The following is a 15,440-nucleotide window of genomic DNA, read 5'->3' as shown; positions in this document are numbered from 1 at the left end:
CGAGACCGAGGCGCCCGAGGCCGCGCCGGCGGCGGATGCCGGCGAGGGCGCTGGCGAGGGCGTCGCGACCGTCGACGCCGCTCCCGCGAAGAAGGCTCCGACGCGCCGATCGGCCAAGACGGAAGAGTAATACTCCTTTTGCGCTTCGGGCGGCTGGATTGTCGCCCGAAGCCGGTGCCGATACACCCTCGCTTGGGTGGACATGCCGAGCGAGGGGGCAAGACGAATGACGTCACTGGCGGAGAGGGTCGGCAAGCGCGCTGCGCGCGAGCTGGGGTTCGAACTGAAGCGGATCATCGATCCCGCGGCCAAGTGCCTGAACCTGACCACCGAGGCGCGCGAGCTGCTCGCGACGACGGACGGTGAGGTGAAGGATTTCCTGACCTTCTGCATCGGCAAGTCGACGCTGTCGCGATCGCAGATCCTCCAGGACCTGTTCGTGGCCTTCGAGACCGATGGCAAGCGGGACGGTTTCTTCGTCGAGTTCGGCGGCACCGACGGCGTGACCGGCAGCAACAGCTACATGCTGGAGAACACCTATGGCTGGGCAGGCATAGTGGCCGAGCCCGCGCGCGGCTGGCATCCCGCGTTGAACAGGAACCGCGGCTGCACGATCGACTATCGCTGCGTCAGCGACCGCAGCGGAGAACGGGTGATCTTCAACGAGGCCGAACGGCCGGAACTGTCGACGATCGACCGCTTTTCCCGCAGCGACCAATATGCCGCGGTCCGGCGGCGCGGCAACCGCTATCCGGTCGAGACGGTCTCCCTCAACGATCTGCTCGACGAGCATGACGCGCCGGCGACATTCGACTATCTGTCGATCGACACCGAGGGGTCGGAGCTGACTATCCTGTCCGCGTTCGACTTCGATGCCCACCGGCCGCGGATCATCACCGTCGAGCACAACCACTCGCCGGCGCGCGAGCAGCTCCACTCGCTCCTCGAGTCCAAGGGCTACCGCCGCAAGTTCGACCGGCTGTCGCAGGTTGACGACTGGTACGTTCTCGCCTCCTAGGGGAGGGATGAGGGATGACGACGCTAGCCGCGCGGCGCGGACGGCCGGCGCGATCGGCGCCACGCGCGTCGCCGTCGTCCTGCCATGCTATAACGAGGAGGCGGCGATCGCGGCGACGGTGGCGGGATTTCGCGCCGCGCTGCCCGGCGCGACGATCTACGTCTATGACAACAACAGCCGCGACCGGACGGTCGAGGTCGCCCGGGCCGCGGGCGCGGTGGTGCGGACCGAGCGGGTGCAGGGCAAGGGCGCGGTGGTGCGGCGCATGTTCGCCGACGTTGACGCCGACGTCTATGTCATGGCCGATGGCGATGCGACCTATGACGCCGCCTCCGCGCCCGCGATGGTGGCGCGGCTGGTGGAGGAGCGGCTCGACATGGTGGTGGGATCCCGCATCGGGACCGCGCAGGCGGCGTACCGGCGCGGGCACCGGTTCGGCAACGCGCTGCTGACCGGGATGCTCGCGCGGCTGTTCGGGCGCAGCTTCACCGACATATTGTCGGGATACCGCGTCTTCTCGCGGCGGTTCGTGAAGAGCTATCCGGCGCTGTCGACCGGCTTCGAGATCGAGACCGACATCTCCGTCCACGCGCTGGAACTGCGGATGCCGGTGGCGGAGGTGCAGACGCCGTATTTCGAGCGGCCGGAAGGATCGGTGTCGAAGCTGTCGACCTATGCGGACGGCTGGAGGATCACCCGGACCATCGCGACATTGTACCGGATCGAGCGGCCGCTGCTGTTCTTCGGGAGCATGGGCGCGGCGTTCGCGTTCCTGGCGGTGCTGCTGTCGCTGCCGCTGGTCGGCACCTATTGGCGGACGGGCCTCGTTCCGCGCTTTCCGACCGCGGTGCTGGCGACCGGGCTGATGATCCTGGCGTTCCTCAGCTGGTTCGCCGGGCTGATCCTCGACACGGTGGTGCGCGGCCGGCGCGAGGTGCGGCGGCTGGCCTATCTGGCGCTGCCGGCGCCAGGCTATGAGCGCAGAGGCGCGCGCGGGGGCGGGGCTTGAACTGGCCCGGCCAGCGCGCGACATAAGGTGCCGTTTGGTATTCCTTCCAGATCACAAGGTGGCGACTTCCCATGCACAATCCGTTCGAGACTGGCGATTTCCAGCGCCACTTCACCGACTCGCTGGTGCCGATCGTCATAGAGCAGTCGAACCGCGGCGAGCGTAGCTTCGACATCTTCTCCCGCCTGCTGCGCGAGCGCATCATCTTCGTGACGGGTGGCGTGGAGGACGGCATGGCCTCCCTCATCACCGCGCAGCTGCTCTTCCTCGAGTCCGAGAACCCGAAGAAGGACATCTTCATGTACATCAACTCGCCGGGCGGCGTCGTCACGGCGGGCATGGCGATTCATGATACCATGCAATATATTCGCCCGCGCGTCGGGACCGTGTGCATCGGCCAAGCCGCGTCGATGGGCAGCTTCCTGCTCGCGAGCGGCGAGAAGAGCATGCGCGTCGCGCTCACCAACGCGCGGATCATGATCCACCAGCCCTCGGGCGGCGCGCAGGGCATGGCGAGCGACATCGAGATCCAGGCCAAGGAGATCCTGCGCATCAGGGCGCGGATGAACGACCTGTACGCCCAATACACCGGCCAGCCGATCGAGGAGATCGAGCGGCGCATGGACCGCGACACCTTCCTGTCGGCGAACGAGGCCAAGGACTTCGGCCTGATCGATCAGGTGTTCGACCGCCGACCCGCGCCGGCCGACGACATGGCGGTCGCCGCCTGAGGCGGGGGCGACCCATATTAACGATCCGGCATTGCCGGAGGTCATCCGGCCGGGTTACGATGACCGGCCGGCGAACGGCGCGCCGTGGTTGCGCGCGATGAGGTGATTTGATGCCCAAGCTAGATGGTGGCGATTCCAAGAGCACGCTGTATTGCTCGTTCTGCGGCAAGTCGCAGCATGAGGTGCGAAAGCTGATCGCCGGCCCGACCGTGTTCATCTGCGACGAATGCGTCGAGCTTTGCAACGACATCATCCGCGAGGAAACCAAGTCCGCGCTGGTGTCCAAGAAGGACGGCGGCGTGCCGACGCCGCAGGAGATCTGCAACGTCCTCGACGATTACGTGATCGGTCAGAAGCAGGCCAAGCGCGTCCTCTCGGTCGCGGTGCACAACCACTACAAGCGGCTGAACCACGGCGCCAAGGGTTCGGCGGTGGAACTCGCCAAGTCGAACATCCTGCTCGTCGGCCCCACCGGCTGCGGCAAGACGCTACTCGCGCAGACGCTGGCCCGCATCCTAGACGTGCCGTTCACGATGGCGGACGCGACCACGCTGACCGAGGCCGGCTATGTCGGCGAGGACGTCGAGAACATCATCCTGAAGCTGCTCCAGGCTTCCGACTACAACGTCGAGCGGGCGCAGCGCGGGATCGTCTACATCGATGAAATCGACAAGATCAGCCGCAAGGCCGAGAACCCGTCGATCACTCGCGACGTGTCCGGCGAGGGCGTTCAGCAGGCGTTGCTGAAGCTGATGGAGGGGACGACCGCGTCGGTGCCGCCGCAGGGCGGCCGCAAGCATCCGCAGCAGGAGTTCCTGCAGGTCGACACGACCAACATCCTGTTCATCTGCGGCGGCGCGTTCAGCGGGCTGGAAAAGATCATCGGCGATCGGCTGCAGGGCAAGTCGATCGGCTTTGGCGCCTATGTCGCGTCCCCCGAGGAGCGGCGCACGGGCGAGGTGCTGCGGCAGGTCGAGCCCGAGGATCTGCTGAAGTTCGGGCTGATCCCCGAGTTCGTCGGCCGCCTGCCCGTCATCGCGACGCTGGAGGATCTCGACATCCCGGCGCTGGTGAAGATCCTGTCCGAGCCCAAGAACGCGCTGGTGAAGCAGTACCAGACATTGTTCGACATCGAGGACGTGAAGCTCGGCTTCACCGACGACGCGCTGGTGACGGTCGCGCGAAAGGCGATCGACCGCAAGACCGGCGCGCGTGGCCTGCGATCGATCCTGGAGGCCATCCTGCTCGACACGATGTTCGAGCTGCCGGGCATGGACTCGGTGGACGAGGTGATGATTGACAAGGACGTGATCGAGGGCCGCAAGGAGCCGATCCGCGTCTATGCCAAGAAGGAAAAGAGCGGCGCCGCCTGACCACGGGCCGTCCTGTGCGGTCGGGACGGGCGTCGGGCGACCGGCGCCCGTTCTCGTTCCTGCCGGTCGGCGCCGCGACGCCGCGCCGTGCGTTCATCACCGGCACCCACGGGAGATCGACATGGACGACGCGCGTATCTGGACCTTCGAGGAGAGCCTGTGGACGGGCGACGCCGACCATTACCGCGCGCTGATCGACGACCACTGCCTGATGGTGCTGCCGAGCGAGCCGCATGTGGTGACGGGTCGACAGGCGATCGAGGCGGTGGCCTCGACGCCGCGGTGGTCGCATGTCGACCTGTCGGACCGGCAGGTCATGCGGCCCGAGGAAGGACTGATCGTCATCGCATACCGCGCCCGTGCGAGCCGGGGCGACGAGGGCGAGCCGTACGAGGCGTTCTGCACGACGAGCATCCGCCGTCGCGCGCATGAGGACTGGCTGGTCGTGCAGCATTCGCAGATGCCGCCGCTCGCCGTCGGCAGCAAGCAGTCGGCATAGACCGCGACGACGCCGTCCCGATCCGTCGTCGCCGGGAGCGCGGCGACGGAGCGGCCCGCGCGGCGACCGTGCGGCCAGCGTCCCTCGCGGATCGACACGGGTCGGGCTTCCGCTTGCACGTCTCGTGACGCGCATGCTGCACTTATGGTGCAGTAGCTGGATATGCATCATCAGTGCGCCGCGCAGGCGGGGACGCCGGCGCTCGCGAGCCAGGCGCCCGCCGCCAGCCCGGCCGACCTGACCGGGGCGACCGGGCCGTAAGAGGCGTCCTCGGCGACAGTCACAAGGCGGGCATGTCGAGTACGACGCATTCCTGAACTGCAAGAGCGATCACGGCGGACTCAGCGCGTCGCTGTTCGTCCGCAACGTCGCCAACAGGCGGACGGTCCCGTCGGAGCAGGTCAGCGCCGGCTTCAGCCTGTTCCCGATCCTCGGCGCGTTCGATCCGCCGCGCTTCTTCGGCGGCTCGCTGGGCTACAGCTTCCAGACCGGGTGGGGAATCAGGTCCGGTCGATCGATGCTGCTCATCGGCCAGGAGACGCCACGCGGGTTCGCCCGCACTCTGCACGAGATCGCCGCGCATCCGCCACCCGAGGTTCGGAGACGCAATAGCCGGCCCGTCCGCGGCCCCGAAAGGCGATAGCGCGTCACCCGTATGACGTAAGCGCGGACATCTGGACAACCAAGGTTCGCGCGGGCAGATAGTCCCCGGGGGGAGACCACGCTATGCGGAAACTAGTCCTGGCGGCGTTGCCGCTTGTCTTTCTTGCAACGCCGGCGCCGGCGGCAAAAGTCGTCAAGGTTGTCCAGCCGCTCGAAGCGGGACTCGCGGGTAACGTCAACGTCGTGAGCACGACGGTGGTCGTCGGCGACACCGCCAAGCCGATTGCCGACAAGCTGGAGGCCAAGGCCGCCGAGAAGCGCGCAGCGGCCGGGCTTCCCGAGTCGGGGGGCCGTGCGCCGGACGCGCGGCCGACGTCCGACACCTATGCGACCCTGCCCCTGACGACGATGATGCCGCTTGAGGTCGAGGATGTCACCCGCGACTGGAAGCTGGTCGCGGGTCGCGCCGTCAGCTTGTCCATTACGATCGACAGCATCAAGACGGCCAACGGGGGCGTGATGCTGCTGATCGGCAGCACCGACGAGCTTGCCGGGATGGTCGACGTTCTGGACGCCGCCACCGGCGCGAAGCTTGGCGAGTTCTATGTCGACGTGCTTAACGCGCACGCGGGCATGCTCGGGGCGATGATGCGCGGCTCCGGCATACGCGAGAAGCTCGCCGCCGAGTTCTCCAGGCACATCGCCGAGCAGCTCAGCGGCAGCAGGCACAAGCCGAAGACGACCGGGTGAGGGCGCGCGGGCTGGCCATCGCGGCGGGATGCCTGACCGCGGCCGTTCCCACGAGCGCCGGGGCCGAGCGCGTCGTGGACTATACGATCGACGAAGCGACGGCCGCGCACAACGCGACCGAGCAGGGCGTTCCGCTCGCCCCCTTGCCGACCCGTGGAAGCGCGCACATCGCCGTTCAGATCGGCGCGGCCGTCGATCATCAGGTCCTTCGCGCGGGCATCGCCTGCTCCGCCTGGACCGTACGCAACCCGATGTCGGTGCTGGTGCGGCAGTTCCTCACGGCGTGGGACCGTGACGGCGCGCCGGCGGCCTCGTTCGATCCAGGCGTCACCATGCTGGTCAAGATCGACCGCGCATCGACCTTGAGCAGGTGCGTCGGGACGGGAGAGATGAAGTCGACCTGCATCACTCGCGTCTCGATCGACGGCGCCATCGTCGGCGGAGACGGGGCCGCCCGACCTTTCCACACCGAGCGCGAGGCACCGACCAGGGGTCTGGGCGTGTGCGCCGGGCTGACCCGCGGCATCGGGCTGGTCAGTCGCGAGGCGGTCGGCTCGCTCGTCGCGCAACTGGCCGGAGCCTCGACGACGGTGTCATAGCGAGCCGCCGATCGGGGGCAGGACGTGCGGGGCAAGGCGCCGCGATTTGAGGGAGGAAGCGATGCGTTCATATCTGCCTTTGGTGGCGCTTGGATCCTTGCTGGCGCTGGCGGCCTGCGGGGGCGATGGCGGCGTCGCCTCCACGCCGACGCCGGTCGCGCCAACGCCAACGCCAACGCCAACGCCAACGCCAACGCCGACACCCACGCCTACGCCTGCACCCACACCCACGCCCACGAACACCACCCTGACCAATCTTCAGTACGACCAGACGTTCACGTCCCGACCGGCGGGCCTGCTTACGTCCGCCGTGAAATCGACCGGGCAAATAAATCCCGCATCCACCGAGCCTTCCAACATCACCAGCATAAGCCTGTCGTACGATGTGGCGTCGCAAAGCTATACCGTGAAACTGGCGAACTACTCGGAAACCTTCCGTCCCGCGGATCGCGACAGTTCCGCCAGCAACTCGATCATTACGGCCTACACGAAGAAGACCGGAAATCTGACGGAGAACCTTGCGACCTTCAACCCCGGTGCGGGCAACACCAAGCTCGCCCTGACCTACGCGAGCTACGGCGCGCTGCAACGGCTCGTGGACAACAGCACCAGCGTCACCGTCAGCCAGGACTATTTCGTGTACGGGATCCCCACGGCCGCGTCCGACCTCCCGCGTTCCGGCACGGCCAGCTACCAGACCGTGCTGGACGGATCATGGGCAAGCGACGGCGACCTCCGCGCCTTGTCCGGGACCAGCACCTTCTCCGCTGACTTCGGCGCGGGCACGACCAATCTACGCCTCGTCCTGGGCGGCGTCAGCGTCCTCAACGGCACGTCGAAGCAGCTCGACACCTTCAACGGCGCCGGCCGCATCGACACTGCCGACGCCAGCTTCTCAGGCACGCTCGTCCCGACCGCCTCCGCCTACAGCGGCGGCTACACGGGCCGCTTCTTCGGCCCCGGAGCGGTCGAGGCGGGGGCGAGCTTCAACATCACCAACGGCTCGGGCGGGGTCGTCGCCGGAGCGATCGTCGGCCGCAAATAGCCGCTTCGTGCTCGGTCTCCCCGCAGCCGCCCCGACCATGACCGTGTCCGGCGATGAACCACCCGTCGCCAAGGCAGGATCGGTGCCCGCGTGTTCGTCGGCCGAAGGGAACTGCCGGGGATTGAGCGCGACCGACGTGTTCGCGCTCGCCGGCCGTCTCGCGACCGAGAAACGGCTTCACGAGGCCGAGACGCTGCTTCGGGGCCTGATGGCCGATCCGAACGTCGACTATCGTTGCGAGGCACGGTTCCGGCTGGCGCAGCTGCGCATCGCCGACGGCGATCTCGCGGGCGCGGTGCGCCTGTACCGAGCGATACTGGACGAGAAGCCCGGTGCGGGCAGGGTCAGGCTCGAGCTGGCGGGCATCCTTGTGAAGTTGGGGGACGAGGCGGCCGCGCGGCGGCAGTTCAGTCGCGCCATCGCGGGTGGACTACCCCCCGACGTGCTCGCGCTGGTCGACAAGTTCCGGGTCGCGCTCCGCTCGCGTCGGCGGCTCGGCGGCAGCGTGGAGGCGAGCCTTGCCCCCAACACCAACATAAACCGCTCGACCACCGACCTGACCGTACAGCTTGGCGGGATCCCGCTGGCGCTCGACCGCGACGCGCGGGCGCAGTCCGGCGTGGGGGCGACGATCGCGTCGCAGGTGTTCTGGCGACCCCCGCTGAACCATCGGGTCGACATGCTGTTCACCGCCTCGGCGCTCGGCAATTTCTACCGGGCGCATCGCTTCGACGACGTGTCGGTGGCGGGGAGTGGCGGCCTCGCCTCCGCCATGGGATCCGGACGGCTGACGATCGCGGCGGCGGCCAGTCGCCGATGGTTCGGCGGGCGTCCCTATTCGATCAGCTACGGGCCGACCTTGTCGCTTCTCCGCCCGATCGGCCGGCGTTCGCAGCTTCAGCTCGACCTGTCCGCCTCGCACGCGCGCTACCAGGCCAATCCGCAGGAGAGCGGCGGACAATATGGCGCCGCCATGGCGGCCGAGCACGCCTTCTCCCCGCGCCTCTACGGTCGCCTGCAAGTTCGCGCCGATCGCCAGACCGCGCGGCTTCCGGCCTATTCGACCTGGACACTGGGCGCGGAGGCGCTCGCGTCGCGCGACTTCGGCCCAAGGAGGCTGTACGTCAAAGCGGCCCTCTACGGCACGTTCGCGGACGCTCCGTTCTTCATCCCGCCCGCTCGCCGCGACGACCGGCTTCTCGATCTGGAAGCCGGCGTGCAGTTCCGGCGGTTCGCCATCCTCGACCTGGCTCCCGTCGTCCGCATCGCGCATTCGAGCAACAGCTCGCCGCTGGTCTTCTACCGGTACAGCCAGAACCGGATCTCGTTCGGTCTGGATCGGGACTTCTAGGATAGCGGGTCGGAGTGTCGGCGTTCGAGGGGCCGACACGCCTTGCGGTGCCTGTCGGTTCCGGGGAACCGACAGGCACCGCGGCCGGGCGGGACCGACCCGCGGCGATGCTATGCGGCGACGAGCGTCCCGATGCGCTCCTTGGCGGATGCCATCGCGGCCTGGTCCTGTTCGGGTCCGAAGGCCACGCCCTCGGCGCGCACGATTTCGACATCGCCGATGCCCAGGAAGCCGAGTACGGCCACCAGATACGTCCCGAGGTGCTCCGATGCTGCAGCCGGGCCTTGCGAATAGACGCCGCCGGAAGACAGCGCGAGATAGCCCTTGCCCGTCAGCAGCCCCTTTGGCCCGGTCGGCGTATACTGGAACGTCTGCCCGGCGATCGCGACGTGGTCGATCCACGCCTTCAAGGTCGAGGGAACCGTGAAATTATACATCGGCGATCCGATGACGACGACGTCGGATGCCTTCAGTTCGTCGACCAGTTCCTTGGAACGCTTCGCCGTCGCGGTCAGCGAGCTATCCTTCTCGCCTTCCGGTTGCCATGCCTGACGGATGGTCATGTCGACATGGGGAAGCTGTTCGGCCGCGACGTCGCGGTAGACGACCGAGGCTCCGGGATTTGCCGCCTTCAGCTTTTCGACCAGTTCGGCCGAAAGGCGGCGCGAATGGGAAGCGTCCCCATCGCTGGCGCTGGCATCGATATGCAGGATCTTCATTGGGGAGCCTCCTTGCCTCGCCACCACGACGGTGCCGATCCGTGAACCGGCTGCATGAAGACTTTGACCGTCGCTCGCAAGAAGGCTTGGCCGGGTTGGTGTCCAATCATTGGGTAGCCGCAGCGTCACCGGACCGCCGCTCACAGGCCGGTTTGGATGTTCTTTCCTTACAGGCCGGCCTGGACGTTCACCATGATCCGGGGGCGAAGCGCCACCGTGCGAACGCCGTCGATCAGGGGAAGCGCCGCGTCCAGATGCAGTCGAGCCCCGTTCCCGAACGTCCGGTCGCCACCCAGTCCGATCGACGCGAAGGTCCGGTCCGGCGCCCGCCCGTGATATCGTCCGCGACCGATGTCGGCGAGCAGACAGGGCGAGAACCGTTGGACCCCGGCCCGCCGCATCAGGACCAGGCCGTTGCGCAGGATGGCCGCGCTGTCGTACCCGCCATCGTCGAGCGTGTATCCACGGACATAGCCCGATCCGCCCAGACCGATCTGATCGAGCGGAGGCAGCGGCGTTCCGCTGGCCTGGAGGATGAGGCGGCCTTGCCAGACCAGCAGGGGGCCGAGCCGGTGGTCGCCCGATACGTCCGCCGTCAGATAGGCATAGGTCGCCGACCCCCCGCCCGGCCGGCCGAAGAACAGGCGGTCCGCCCCGTTGCCCCGGCCGATCCCGCCCGGACTGAAGTGCAGGGCCAGTTCGACCGACAGCGAACCGCCGGGAAGCCGTGCCGCCGCACCATAGCCGGCGAAGACGGCCAGGGTGGTCGTCTCCAGGCGATAGATCGGGACGTCGCCAAAGCGCGCATCGATCACCTGACGACCCGCCTCGACGCCGACCCGGCCATCGCCGGCGAACATCGCGGGCAGCGCGAACCGCAGGTCCAGCGATCCCTGCACGGTGGCCGTGCGCGACGAGAACGGCGCCGCTGTGGCGTGCCCGCGTACATGGACCGCCAGCAGTGTGAGTTCACGGCGCGGGCCGAGCGGCGCGACAAGGCGCCCCGCCAGCCCGAGATAGGCGGGATCGTCGAAGCCGGAGGTGGTCGCCTGCGCCGAGACGATGCTGTCCGGCCCGATCACTCCGCCGATCACGGCGCCGGCGAAATAGCGTGCGTCGCCGCTCGACGGCGCGTCCGAGCTGCCGATGCCGGCGAACGCCCGCCACCGCCGGGTCGGCGTGGCCGTGACCGTCAGGTCGGTGGTCCCGGGCCGCTCGCCGGCGGCGAACACCGTGCCGATCCCGCGGAACGGATAGCGGTCGAGCCATGCCAGGTCCTGCCGGAGGGCGGGAGCGTCGATCGGCGCGCCAGCCGGGAACCGCAGCCGCCGGGCGACGCGGGCGGCGTCCGCGACCGACGAACCGTGGACGACCAGCCGCGCCGCCCTGAACTCCACCACGCGCAGGCTGAGCGTGCCGCCGGTCAGCTCCTGCTCGGGCGTGGTGACCGACACGAAGGGCCGGCCGGCGGCGCGATAGGACCGGATCACGGTCGCGACCACGTCGGCGATCAGCTTGCGCGACAGCCGGCGGGCGAGGAACGGCGTCAGGCGTCGGATCAGCCGGCGCGCGCGCGGCGGCGATACATGGCCCAGCCGGACACCCGGACCGGCATCGCCCGCGACCGGTTCGTCCGCCGACAGCAGCGCGATCGCGATCAGCGTCGGTCCGATCGGCCGATCGTCGGCTTCGGGAGGCGTGGCCGCGCCATCGATCCGCGCCGGCGCCTGCGCCGGAGCGGTGTCGGGGGGCAGGTGACGCTCCACGACCTGCGCCGCGACCGGACCCGCGAGCAGCACGGCCAGTCCGGCGATCGCCGACGGACGACCCGGACCGGCCAACTCAGGGTGCCGGCTCGTCCAGTCCGATCAGCGGCCCGACGTTGCGCATCCCGCTCACCGGCCCGGTCGCCGACGCGCCTTCCGACGTGCCGCCCCGTCGCCGGCCGATCAGGCCACCGACATCGGTTCGGCCGCGCACGGTGTTCCGGGCGACCGCCCGCGCGATGCTGTCGTCCTCGCTGCGGCCGATCAGCCCGCCGACGTTCTCGCCGGCGCCGAGCGTGCCGTTCACGCTGCCGCGCGCCTCGACGTCGGTGAACACCGATGAGAGCGACTGGCCGACCAGGCCGCCGACGTCCGTCGCGCCGAGGACGCGGCCGCTCGACCGCGAGGCACCGATGCCGCCGAACGCCAGCACGCCGACGAGCCCGCCGACCGCGCCGCGACCGCTCACCGATCCGCTGGCGGTGCTGCCGTCGACGCCGCTGCGGCTCAGGATGCCGGCCAGGCCGCCGGTCTGGTCTCCGCCCGACACCGCGCCGGTCGCGGCCGAGTCGAGGATGCTCAGGCCGTACCCGGAACCGATCAGGCCGCCGACCCCCGTCCCGCCGGCGGCCGTCACGGCGCCGCTGGTCGTGCTCGCGGCGATCAGGCCGAGGTAGCTTGATCCGACCAGGCCGCCGACGGCCTGAGGGTTCGGCGCGCCGCGCGCGTCGACGGACACCGAACTGTCGACCCGCAGCACCGAGCCGCCATCGAGGCTGGCGACGAGCGCGCCGACCCCGGTCCCTCCGACGACCGAGCCGCCGATCAGGCCGACGTTGCGGATCACGCCCGACACGCGGCCGAACAGGCCGACGAGCGACCTGCCGGGCGCGTCGATGCGCAGGCCGTTGATGCCGTGGCCGAGCCCCTCGAAGACGCCGCTGAACGCATCGCCGTCCTGGCCGCCGACCACCGCGCCAGGCAGCGGGGTGGCGCCGGCGGCGAACGATCGCGCGATCGCGTAATGACCCGCCGGATCGGCGGCCATCGCCTGCAGGTCGGCGACTCCATAGATCAGCGCATAGGGGTCGTCGTTGATCGACAGCGCCTGTCCGCCATGCGCCGGCCCGGTAAAGGTGATGCTCCGGTTGGCGGCGAAGATGATCGGGTCGCCGATGGCGTTCGCGCCGGAAGCGTAGAGGTTCAGCACGCCGGCATCGCCGACCGTCACGTTCTGGTCGACGCGCAACGTGTTGGCGGCGAGCAGTGTCAGCCGGTCGCTGCCGGACAGGGCGATGGGCGAGGCGATCGTCAGATCGCCCTGCGCGGCGTCGCCGCCGAAGTCGGCCGGGTTCGCCCACAGCTCCAGGTTGGTGGTGCGCAGATAGCGGCCGATCTCGCCGGCGAGCCGGGCGTCGACGGTCAGCGTCGGCTGGTTGATGATCCAGTCGCCGACCGCCGCGCCGCGCGTGTCCACGGTCGCGCCGGCGGCGTCCACGCTGCCGGCGAAGGTCCACAGGACGCCGCCCTGGTCGGCCCCGCGCGCCAGCACCGTGCCGGCCAGGGCGAGGGTCCGGTCCGCCTTCAGATACACCTGTCCGCCGACGCTGCCGGCCGATACGTCGATGGTCGCGCCACGCGCGATGTCGACGGCATCGCCGGAGATGTCGACGGTCCCGCCATAGGAGGGCGTCCCCGACGTGATCGTCGTGGCGCCGACATGGACCGCGCCGCCGGCGCCGGCGGTCAGGAACACATGGCCGTTATCGCCCGTCACCCGATCGGCCGCGACGACGCCCGAGATGTTGCCCGCCAGCGCGTAGACCGATCCCGCGGCCACGCGCAGCTCGGCGACCGTAGCGGCGATCGCGCCGGTGTTGGCGACGGAGGTGGCGCGGCCGCCGACGAGCACGACGAAGCGGCCGCCGTCGAGTTCGCTGTCGCGGATCAGCACCGAGGATCCCGCCGCCAGTGCCGCGGTTCCCCCGGTCGCGGCGATGCTGCCCTCGTTGCGGACGACCGTCGCGAACAGCGCGACGTCGCCGCCAAGCGCGCCGATCCGGCCGAGATTGACGACGCCGGCGGTCGACGGGCCGGAAAACGTCCGGTCGCCGCCCGCCTGGAACTCGGCATCGGTGATCGCGAGGGTCGTCGCGACGAAGCTGCCGCCGACCTGGACGACGCCGGTCCGGCCGACGATCACGCCATTGGGGTTGATGAGATAGACCGACCCGCTCGCCAGCAGCGATCCGTCGAGACGGGAGGCCTGCGCGCCGTCGACGCGGTTGAGCGTCGCGCCCTGCCCGTTCTCGAACCGCACGGTGCCGCCCGCGCCGATCGAGAAGCCGTTCCAGTCGACGATGCCGGTCGGTGACGATTGCGAGATCGAGAGGCTTCCCCGCGAGACGGGGCCGATCGTGACGTCGCCCGCCGCCACCCGGCCGCCGTCCGGCAGGACCGGCGCGGTCTGCGCCGCCACCGGCGCGGCCAGGGCCGACGCGGCGCAGGCCAGCAGGAGGGCGCCGCGGCTGGCCAGGCGATGCGGATCGGCGGTCGATACCGTGGCGGCGCGCATCGTCTCTCTCCCTGGGTCTTCTTCACGGTGAAGACACGGGGACGATCCGGCTGCGTCATTACACGTAACGGGAGTCGAAACAGGGTCGCGCCGGGCGTCGACCCGGCGGAAGCCGGAAGGCGTCGGCTCCCTCGATCGCGCCGTTCCTAGGCGATGCTCGCAAGTCCCGCCAGATGCTTGTCCAGCGTGATGGGATAGTCGCGGACGCGGACCCCGGTGGCGTTGTAGACCGCGTTGGCGATCGCGGCGCCGACCCCGCACAGCCCGAGCTCGCCGACCCCCTTCGCCTTCATTGGCGAGGACTTGTCGTCGGGATGGTCGAGGAAGATCACCTCCTGGTGCGGGATGTCGGCATGGACCGGCACCTCGTAGCCCGCGAGGTCGTGGTTGACGAAGAAGCCGAACCTCTTGTCGACCGCCAGCTCCTCGATCAGCGCGGCGCCCGCGCCCATCGTCATCGCGCCGATCACCTGGCTGCGCGCCGCCTTGGGGTTGAGGATGCGACCGGCGTCGCACACCGCCAGCATCCGGCGCAGCCGGATCTCGCCGGTCCAGGCGTCGACGCCCGCCTCGCAGAAATGCGCGGCGAAGGTCGATTGCTGGTACGTCTTGTCGAGATCGCCATATTCGATGGCGTCCTCGGCGGTGAGGCCGCCGGCCTCGTGCAGGTCGATGCTCCGGCCGCCGGTGTGGACCTTGCCGCCGGCGAACGTCGCGTCGGCCGAGTTGACGCCGAGCTTCTGCGCCACCGCCCCACGCAGCTTCATGCACGCGGCATAGACCCCGGCAGTCGAGTTGTTGGCGCCCCATTGCCCGCCCGACCCGGCGGACGCGGGGTGGTCGGAGTCGCCCAGCACCACGTCGACATGGTCGAGCGGCACGCCCATCACCTCGGCGGCGGTCTGCGCGAGGATCGTGTAGGTGCCGGTGCCGACATCGGTCATGTCGGTCCATACGGTGATGCGGCCGTCCGCGCCGAGCCCGACCCTGGCCGCGGATTTCGCCAGCACGTTGTCGCGAATGCCCGCGGCTACGCCCATCCCGACCAGCCACCGGCCGTCGCGGACCCGCCCGGGGCTGGCGTCGCGGCGCGACCAGCCGAAGCGGTCGGCGCCGGTGCGCAGGCACTCGATCAGGTGGCGCTGCGAGAAGGTGCGCTCGGGCTTGGCGGGATCGACCTGGGTGTCGTTGACGATCCTGAGCTCGACCGGATCCATGGCGAGCTTTTCCGCCAGCTCGTCCATCGCGATCTCCAGCGCCATCAGCCCCGGCGCCTCTCCGGGCGCGCGCATGGCGTTGCCCTCGGGCAGGTCGAGCACCGCCAGCCGCATCGCGGTCAGCCGGTTGGCGCCCGCGTAGAGCAGCTTGGTCGGCGACGTCGCCGTCTCCGGGCTGCCGCCGG

General features: G+C 69.5%; 14 protein-coding genes. 9 read left to right on the top strand and 5 right to left on the bottom strand.

Features of this window, described 5'->3' with window-relative positions; translation table 11 throughout:
* The first annotated feature begins 226 nt into the window (after positions 1–226).
* The 5 genes from HUV01_RS04635 to HUV01_RS04615 all read left to right on the top strand — a co-directional run bounded on the left by HUV01_RS04635 (position 227) and on the right by HUV01_RS04615 (position 4,630).
* The gene (locus HUV01_RS04635) at positions 227–1,018 is read left to right on the top strand and encodes an FkbM family methyltransferase (protein ID WP_174297139.1); all 792 of its coding nucleotides are present in this window, start codon (positions 227–229) and stop codon (positions 1,016–1,018) included.
* A gap of 7 nt (positions 1,019–1,025) precedes the next feature.
* Positions 1,026–2,027: a glycosyltransferase family 2 protein gene (locus HUV01_RS04630; RefSeq protein ID WP_174297138.1), complete on the top strand. Its 1,002-nt coding sequence runs from the start codon at positions 1,026–1,028 to the stop codon at positions 2,025–2,027.
* Between the two features lie 71 nt (positions 2,028–2,098).
* Complete coding sequence (clpP, locus tag HUV01_RS04625) at positions 2,099–2,758, top strand: ATP-dependent Clp endopeptidase proteolytic subunit ClpP (RefSeq protein WP_174297137.1); 660 nt, start codon at positions 2,099–2,101, stop codon at positions 2,756–2,758.
* 110 nt (positions 2,759–2,868) lie between these two features.
* Positions 2,869–4,131: an ATP-dependent Clp protease ATP-binding subunit ClpX gene (gene clpX / locus HUV01_RS04620; RefSeq protein ID WP_174297136.1), complete on the top strand. Its 1,263-nt coding sequence runs from the start codon at positions 2,869–2,871 to the stop codon at positions 4,129–4,131.
* 121 nt (positions 4,132–4,252) lie between these two features.
* Complete coding sequence (locus tag HUV01_RS04615) at positions 4,253–4,630, top strand: nuclear transport factor 2 family protein (protein WP_174297135.1); 378 nt, start codon at positions 4,253–4,255, stop codon at positions 4,628–4,630.
* Positions 4,631–4,910: 280 nt separating this feature from the next.
* On the opposite strand, the gene HUV01_RS04610 is transcribed toward HUV01_RS04615, so the two are convergent.
* A complete protein-coding gene (locus HUV01_RS04610; RefSeq protein ID WP_174297134.1) occupies positions 4,911–5,213 on the bottom strand; it encodes a hypothetical protein in 303 nt (100 codons plus the stop codon).
* A gap of 143 nt (positions 5,214–5,356) precedes the next feature.
* Between HUV01_RS04610 and HUV01_RS04605 the strand changes: the two genes are divergently transcribed.
* From HUV01_RS04605 to HUV01_RS04590, 4 genes are all read left to right on the top strand, one after another.
* On the top strand, positions 5,357–5,983 hold the full coding sequence (locus tag HUV01_RS04605) for a hypothetical protein (protein ID WP_174297133.1): 627 nt from the start codon (positions 5,357–5,359) through the stop codon (positions 5,981–5,983).
* Positions 5,980–6,582 carry a hypothetical protein gene (locus tag HUV01_RS04600; RefSeq protein ID WP_174297132.1) on the top strand — a complete coding sequence of 201 codons (603 nt, stop codon included), beginning with the start codon at positions 5,980–5,982 and terminating at the stop codon, positions 6,580–6,582. The genes HUV01_RS04605 and HUV01_RS04600 overlap by 4 nt, the downstream gene beginning before the upstream one ends.
* Positions 6,583–6,643: 61 nt before the next feature.
* Positions 6,644–7,627, top strand: a complete 984-nt coding sequence (locus HUV01_RS14900; RefSeq protein ID WP_217430909.1) for a hypothetical protein — start codon at positions 6,644–6,646, stop codon at positions 7,625–7,627.
* A gap of 37 nt (positions 7,628–7,664) precedes the next feature.
* Positions 7,665–8,978 carry a surface lipoprotein assembly modifier gene (locus HUV01_RS04590; RefSeq protein ID WP_174297131.1) on the top strand — a complete coding sequence of 438 codons (1,314 nt, stop codon included), beginning with the start codon at positions 7,665–7,667 and terminating at the stop codon, positions 8,976–8,978.
* A gap of 110 nt (positions 8,979–9,088) precedes the next feature.
* Here HUV01_RS04590 and HUV01_RS04585 read toward each other — a convergent pair whose 3' ends face one another.
* From HUV01_RS04585 to HUV01_RS04570, 4 genes are all read right to left on the bottom strand, one after another.
* A complete protein-coding gene (locus HUV01_RS04585) occupies positions 9,089–9,826 on the bottom strand; it encodes an FMN-dependent NADH-azoreductase (RefSeq protein ID WP_368039991.1) in 738 nt (245 codons plus the stop codon).
* Between the two features lie 38 nt (positions 9,827–9,864).
* Positions 9,865–11,538, bottom strand: coding sequence for a ShlB/FhaC/HecB family hemolysin secretion/activation protein (locus HUV01_RS04580; RefSeq protein ID WP_174297130.1), 1,674 nt, complete (start codon positions 11,536–11,538; stop codon positions 9,865–9,867).
* 1 nt (position 11,539) lies between these two features.
* The gene (locus HUV01_RS04575; RefSeq protein WP_174297129.1) at positions 11,540–14,038 is read right to left on the bottom strand and encodes a two-partner secretion domain-containing protein; all 2,499 of its coding nucleotides are present in this window, start codon (positions 14,036–14,038) and stop codon (positions 11,540–11,542) included.
* Positions 14,039–14,184: 146 nt separating this feature from the next.
* On the bottom strand, positions 14,185–15,440 hold a 1,256-nt coding region (locus tag HUV01_RS04570; protein ID WP_174297128.1), incomplete at its 5' end, for a xanthine dehydrogenase family protein molybdopterin-binding subunit.

The organism is Sphingomonas bacterium, from assembly GCF_903643035.1.
Classification (GTDB): Bacteria; Pseudomonadota; Alphaproteobacteria; order Sphingomonadales; family Sphingomonadaceae; genus Sphingomonas.
This window is presented reverse-complemented; position numbering and strand designations above follow the sequence as displayed.